This window comes from Intrasporangium sp., assembly GCF_039812505.1.
Classification (GTDB): domain Bacteria; phylum Actinomycetota; class Actinomycetes; order Actinomycetales; family Dermatophilaceae; genus Intrasporangium_A.
Window position 1 is genome coordinate 1 of record NZ_JBDIAQ010000192.1, and the last position, 5,725, is coordinate 5,725.

The following is a 5,725-nucleotide window of genomic DNA, read 5'->3' on the forward strand; positions in this document are numbered from 1 at the left end:
ACTTCGGCCCGCTGCCCGCCCTGCTGACCGAGATCTTCCCGAGGGACGTGCGCACGACCGGCGTCTCGGTCGCGTACAACATCGGGGTCACGGTCCTTGGCGGGTTCGCCCCGCTGGCCCTGACCTGGCTGCTCGACGTCACCGGCTCGCTGAACGCGCCCAGCATCTACTACATGGTCATCGCGGTGATCTCGTTCGTCGGGCTGTGGTTCGCCCGCACGCGCTACGACAGCCGCTGACCCTCGAGGGGATGCCGCCCAGCCCGGTCCCAGCCCCCGGGTGGGCCGGGTGCCGGGGCGGCTCACCGCCTACGCTGGTGTCATGTCCGAGCCGATCGATCCGACCGTCGTCGACTACGTGAACGGGCTGGCCGACCGGGCCCGCGTCGCCTCCCGCCGGCTCGCGCTGCTCTCGCGCGCGCAGAAGGATGCGGCGCTGCTTCGCCTGGCCGACGCCCTCGATGCCGCGACCCCGCAGATCCTCGCGGCCAACGCCGACGACCTCGAACGCGGCCGCGCCGCGGGCCTGTCCGAGGGCCTGCAGGACCGGCTCCGGCTCGACGCCGACCGGGTCGCGGCGGTCGCCCAGGCCCTGCGTGACGTGGCGGCCCTGCCCGACCCGGTGGGCGAGGTCGTCCGTGGTTCCACCCTGGCCAACGGGCTGCAGATCCGCCAGGTGCGCGTGCCGATGGGCGTGGTCGGGATGATCTACGAGGCCCGCCCCAACGTCACCGTCGACGCGGCCGGCCTCGCCCTCAAGTCGGGCAACGCGGTGCTGCTGCGGGGCGGGTCCGCGGCGGCCGGCAGCAACCACGCCCTCGTCGAGGCGCTGCGCGGCTCGCTTGCCGCACAAGGACTTCCGGTCGACGCGATCACCCTGATCGAGGAGGGCGGTCACGACGCGGGGCGGGCCCTGATGACCGCGCGGGGGCGGGTCGACCTGGTCATCCCGCGCGGTGGAGCGGCGCTGATCCAGACCGTGGTGCGCGAGTCGACCGTGCCGGTCATCGAGACCGGGGTCGGGGTCTGCCACGTCTACGTCGACCGGGCGGCCGACCTCGCGAAGGCCGAGGCCATCACGGTCAACTCCAAGACCCACCGGCCGAGCGTCTGCAACGCCGCCGAGTCGCTGCTCGTCCACCGCGACGTGGCCGCCGACTTCCTGCCCAAGGTGCTGACCGATCTCGCCGGTGCCGGGGTGCGGCTGCACGTCGCGCCCGAGGTCAGGCCGTACGCGGAGGCGGCGGGAGCGGCATACGAGCTGGCGGGGGAGCAGGACTTCGGCACCGAGTGGCTCGCTCTCGAGATGAGCGTGGCGCTGGTCGGCTCGGTCGACGAGGCGATGGAGCGCATCCGCCGCTACGGCAGCGGGCACACCGAGGCCATCGTCACGGAGGACCGCGCGGCGGCCCGTCGGTTCACCGCGGAGGTCGACGCCGCGGCCGTCATGGTCAACGCGAGCACCCGGTTCACCGACGGTGGCGAGTTCGGCTTCGGGGCCGAGATCGGCATCTCGACGCAGAAGCTGCACGCCCGCGGTCCGATGGCGCTGCCCGAGCTGACCACGACGAAGTGGATCGTGGAGGGCGACGGCCAGGTCCGCTGAGGACGGGGGCCGGTCACCGTCAGCCCGGGCTGGCATGATGACGAGCCATGGAGGGCACTGAGGTCCGCAAGCTGGCTGCGCTCGAGGGCACCCACTGGTGGTATCGCGAGCGTCGCCACCTGTTGGCCCGGCAGCTGCGCGGCCTGATCCCGGGCCGCGCGCTCGACGTCGGCGCCGCGGGCGGTGGCAACACCCGCGTCCTGCGGGACCACGGCTGGGACGCCGTCGCCCTCGAGTACGGCGCCGAGGGCGCGGCCGTCGCCCGTGAGCGCGGCCTCGCAGTGGTGCGGGCCGATGCGACCGCGCTGCCCGTCGCGCCGGCCAGCCTCGACCTCGTCGTCGCCTTCGACATCCTCGAGCACATCCCCGACGACGACGCCGCCGTGGCCGAGGCCCACCGGGTGCTGCGGCCCGGCGGGACCTTCCTCGTCGCGGTGCCCGCCGACCCGCGGCTGTGGTCGGCGCACGACGTCGCCGTCGACCACGTGCGGCGCTACACGCGGTCGCAGCTGCTGGCGGTGCTCGAGCGCGGTGGGTTCACCATCGAGACGGCTCGCTCCTGGAACGTGCTGCTGCGCCCGGTGGTGGCGCTGCGGCGGCGCTCCAGCAGCGGCTCGGACCTGGAGGACCTGCACCCGGTCGTCAACTTCGGGCTGCGCGCCATCATCACCGCCGAGCGGTACCTGCCCGTCGACGGCTGGCCCGGGGTCAGCCTGCTCGTCCGGGCCCGCCGCGGCGACTGACCGCCGCCGAGCGGTCGCTCCCGTCGGGTCGCGGTCTCTCGCCGGCCGGCGGAGCCCAGCTCGGCCCGCCCCGAGCCGGCATCGCGGGCCGGGCATCCCGCGCCGCGACACGCTGCGACGAGGAGGCCGGCAGGGGGGTGTCCGTGGGTCCGCCCGGCCGCTCCGGGACGGCCAGCGAGTCGTAGGCGATGAAGTAGGCCGGGCGGCCCTGCAGGTGCGCGTACATCCGCCCGATGTACTCCCCGAGGATGCCGACGCAGAGCAGCTGGATCGCGCTGAACCCGGCGACGATCGCCACCGTCGAGGTCCAGCCGGGCACGGTGTGTCCCTGGGCCCGGACCACGAGGGTGTAGATGACGAACAGCACCGCGATGACCGCGCCGCCGATGCCCGCGAAGGTGGCGACCCGCAGCGGCGCCGCCGAGAAGCCGGTGAGGGAGTCCACGGACAGCTTGACCATCCGCAGCAGCGGGTACTTCGAGGTCCCGGCGGCGCGCTGCTCGCGCTTGTACTCGACGGTGTCGGACGGGAAGCCCAGGGCCGGGACGATGAAGCGCAGCACCCGGTTGTGGTCGGGCAGCCCGTTGATCGCGTCGACGGTCGCGCGGGACATGAGGCGGAAGTCCCCGGCATCGGCGTGGGCCGAGGTCTTGGAGACCGCGCCGATCAGGGCGTAGAACGCACGCGCCGACACGCGCTTGAACCACGTGTCCGTGGAGCGGTCGTTGCGCACCCCGTAGACGACGTCGACTCCGTCGCGCCGGGCCAGCTCGAGCATCTGCGGGATGATCTCGGGCGGGTCCTGCAGGTCGGCGTCGAGGGTGACCACGTAGTTGCCCCGCGCGCTGACCAGGCCGGCCGAGATCGCCGCCTGGTGCCCGGCGTTCGCGCGCAGCCGCACCACCCGCAGCGAGGGCCAGTCCCGCCGGAAGCGCTGCAGGAGCGCCGGGGTCAGGTCCTGGCTGCCGTCGTCGACCGCGACGACCTCGTAGGTGCCCTCGATGCCGTCGAGCAGCGGGCGCAGCCGCTCGACGAGCAGGGGCAGCACCTCCTGCTCGTTGTACATCGGGATCACGACGGACAGCTCGGGGACCATGTCTGCAAGCCTACGGGCGCCGGTCGGTCCCTCCTGTCCGGCGGCTGGGGACGCGCTGTGTCCCGGTGGGCCCGACCGAGGGTATGCCGCTCACGCCGCCACCGCGGCGTCGCCGACCTCCCCGCGGCGTCCCCGTGCGCGACGGGGGCGGGGCGCCGGGGCTGGGTCGGCCGGTCCGGACGCTAGGCTGGGGCCCATGTCCGATCGTGTCCTGCTCACGGCCCAGGCCGCCGAGGAGGCAGCCCACGGGCTGCCCATGCCCTCCATCGCGTACTTCTTCATCGCCTTCGGCCTGTTCCTGGTCGGGCTGGCCATCACGTGGAGCTTCCGCAACACCGCCTACAAGCTGCAGGCCCCCCGGGGCGAGCAGGGCGACGCGCTGCGCGAGCAGATCGAGCCACCGAAGGGTCACCACTGAGCATGCGCCTCGGCGTCATGGGTGGCACGTTCGACCCGATCCACCACGGCCACCTCGTCGCCGCCAGCGAGGTCCAGTCCCGGTACCGCCTCGACGAGGTCGTCTTCGTCCCGACCGGCCAGCCGTGGCAGAAGGCCGACCGGGAGGTCACCCCGGCCGAGCACCGGTACCTCATGACGGTCATCGCGACCGCCTCTAACCCCAGGTTCACGGTGAGCCGGGTCGACATCGACCGCCCGGGCACCACGTACACGATCGACACCCTGCGGGACCTGCGTCTCGAGCGGCCCGACGCGGAGCTCTACTTCATCACCGGCGCCGACGCGCTCGCCGAGATCCTGTCGTGGAAGGACGCCGACCAGCTGTGGGACCTGGCCAACTTCATCGGCGTCACCCGGCCCGGCCACGCGCTGTCCGACAAGGGGCTGCCCGAGGACCGCGTCACCCTGCAGGTCGTCCCGGCCATGGCGATCAGCTCGACCGACTGCCGGGCCCGGGTGGTCGACGGCATGCCCGTCTGGTACCTCGTGCCCGACGGCGTCGTGCAGTACATCAACAAGTACCACCTCTACTCGGGCCGCCACACGAGCCGGCCTCGGGTCGAGCCGTTCGCCAAGCCGGCCCGGCAGTGCCAGGAAGCCCTGTGACCGCGCCCGACCAGTCCCTCCGGCTCGCCAAGGTGGCCGCCCTGGCGGCCCGGGACAAGCTCGCCGAGGACGTGCTCGCGATCGACGTGAGCGACCACCTGCCCCTGACCGACGTCTTCGTCATCGCGTCCGCGCCGAGCGAGCGGCAGGTCGGGGCCATCGTCGACGAGGTGGAGGACAAGCTGCGCGAGCACGGCGCCCGCCTGCTGCGTCGCGAGGGGGAGCGCGACGGCCGCTGGGTGCTGCTCGACTTCGGCGACATCGTCGTGCACATCCTGCACGAGCAGGAGCGTGAGTTCTACGCGCTCGAACGGCTCTGGAAGGACTGCCCGCAGGTCGACCTGGCCACCGTCGACGCCGGCTCCTCCTCCCGGTCCGACCCGTGATCGGCGCGCCGCCCGGGCTGCGCCGGGTCGTGATCATGCGCCACGCCGAGACCGTCGCGAACGCGGCCCGGCTCTGGCAGGGGCACCAGGACACCGAGCTGTCCGAGGCGGGTCGCAGCCAGGTCGTCGCGGCGGCGCCGCACCTGGCGGCATACCAGCCCGCCCTGCTCGTCTCCAGCGACCTGCAGCGGGCCGCCTCGACGGCCGACCCGATCGCCGAGATCACCGGGCTCGAGGTGCGCCTCGACGCCCGCTTCCGTGAGATCGACGTCGGGGAGTGGCAGGGCATGCACGCCGACGAGGTCCGCGCGAAGTACGCCGACGTGATCGCGGCGCTCGACCGGGGCGAGGACGTGCGCAAGGGCCGCACCGGCGAGACCCGGGCCGACGTCGCCACGCGCGTCGCAGCCGCCCTGAAGGATGTGCTGCGCGAGCTGATGGCGGGCGAGGCCGCCGTCATCGTCGCGCACGGCGCGTCGGGCAAGCTGGCCGCGACCGAGCTCGTCGGCCTCGACCTCGACCAGGCCGACCGCGTGTTCCGCGGGATCGACAACTGTCACTGGATCGAGCTCGTCGAGGACCGCAGCCGGTTCTCCGGCCGGGCCCGCTGGCGGATCGCCGGCTGGAACCTCGGGCCGTGGGACGTCTGAGCCGCCCAGCGAGACCCGATTTGGGCCCGGCGCCGCCGATTGGCTAGAGTTGCGCAGTCGCCTCGATGAGGCGGCACCTGACGAAGATCCGGCGAGTGATCGCACGGGGCTGTGGCGCAGCTGGTAGCGCACCTCCATGGCATGGAGGGGGTCAGGGGTTCGAGTCCCCTCAGCTCCACC

General features: G+C 73.2%; 7 protein-coding genes, 1 tRNA gene and 1 pseudogene. 8 read left to right on the forward strand and 1 reads right to left on the reverse strand.

All coding sequences use genetic code 11. The annotated features are described in order from the left end of the window. The 3 genes and pseudogenes from WMI84_RS16525 to WMI84_RS16535 form a co-directional block, all read left to right on the forward strand. Positions 1–239, forward strand: a pseudogene (locus WMI84_RS16525) (MFS transporter); the annotation flags it as partial. 82 nt (positions 240–321) lie between these two features. Then, positions 322–1,605 (forward strand): glutamate-5-semialdehyde dehydrogenase, encoded by a 1,284-nt coding sequence (locus WMI84_RS16530; protein ID WP_347354872.1) that lies wholly within the window; start codon positions 322–324, stop codon positions 1,603–1,605. Positions 1,606–1,652: 47 nt separating this feature from the next. Beyond that, entirely contained in the window at positions 1,653–2,348 is a 696-nt protein-coding gene (locus WMI84_RS16535) for a class I SAM-dependent methyltransferase (RefSeq protein WP_347354873.1), read from the forward strand. On the opposite strand, the gene WMI84_RS16540 is transcribed toward WMI84_RS16535, so the two are convergent. After that, positions 2,314–3,444 carry a glycosyltransferase family 2 protein gene (locus WMI84_RS16540; protein WP_347354874.1) on the reverse strand — a complete coding sequence of 377 codons (1,131 nt, stop codon included), beginning with the start codon at positions 3,442–3,444 and terminating at the stop codon, positions 2,314–2,316. The two genes, WMI84_RS16535 and WMI84_RS16540, sit on opposite strands and share 35 nt — an antisense overlap. Before the next feature lie 196 nt (positions 3,445–3,640). On the opposite strand from WMI84_RS16540, the gene WMI84_RS16545 reads away from it, so the two are divergent. The 5 genes from WMI84_RS16545 (at position 3,641) to WMI84_RS16565 (ending at position 5,723) form a co-directional block, all read left to right on the forward strand. Then, positions 3,641–3,862 (forward strand): hypothetical protein, encoded by a 222-nt coding sequence (locus WMI84_RS16545; RefSeq protein ID WP_347354875.1) that lies wholly within the window; start codon positions 3,641–3,643, stop codon positions 3,860–3,862. 2 nt (positions 3,863–3,864) lie between these two features. Beyond that, positions 3,865–4,509: a nicotinate-nucleotide adenylyltransferase gene (gene nadD / locus WMI84_RS16550; RefSeq protein WP_347354876.1), complete on the forward strand. Its 645-nt coding sequence runs from the start codon at positions 3,865–3,867 to the stop codon at positions 4,507–4,509. Beyond that, positions 4,506–4,895 carry a ribosome silencing factor gene (gene rsfS, locus WMI84_RS16555; RefSeq protein ID WP_347354877.1) on the forward strand — a complete coding sequence of 130 codons (390 nt, stop codon included), beginning with the start codon at positions 4,506–4,508 and terminating at the stop codon, positions 4,893–4,895. The genes nadD and rsfS overlap by 4 nt, the downstream gene beginning before the upstream one ends. Further along, a complete protein-coding gene (locus WMI84_RS16560) occupies positions 4,892–5,545 on the forward strand; it encodes a histidine phosphatase family protein (protein ID WP_347354878.1) in 654 nt (217 codons plus the stop codon). The genes rsfS and WMI84_RS16560 overlap by 4 nt, the downstream gene beginning before the upstream one ends. A gap of 105 nt (positions 5,546–5,650) precedes the next feature. Beyond that, a tRNA-Ala gene (locus WMI84_RS16565) sits at positions 5,651–5,723 on the forward strand. Positions 5,724–5,725: the final 2 nt, after the last annotated feature.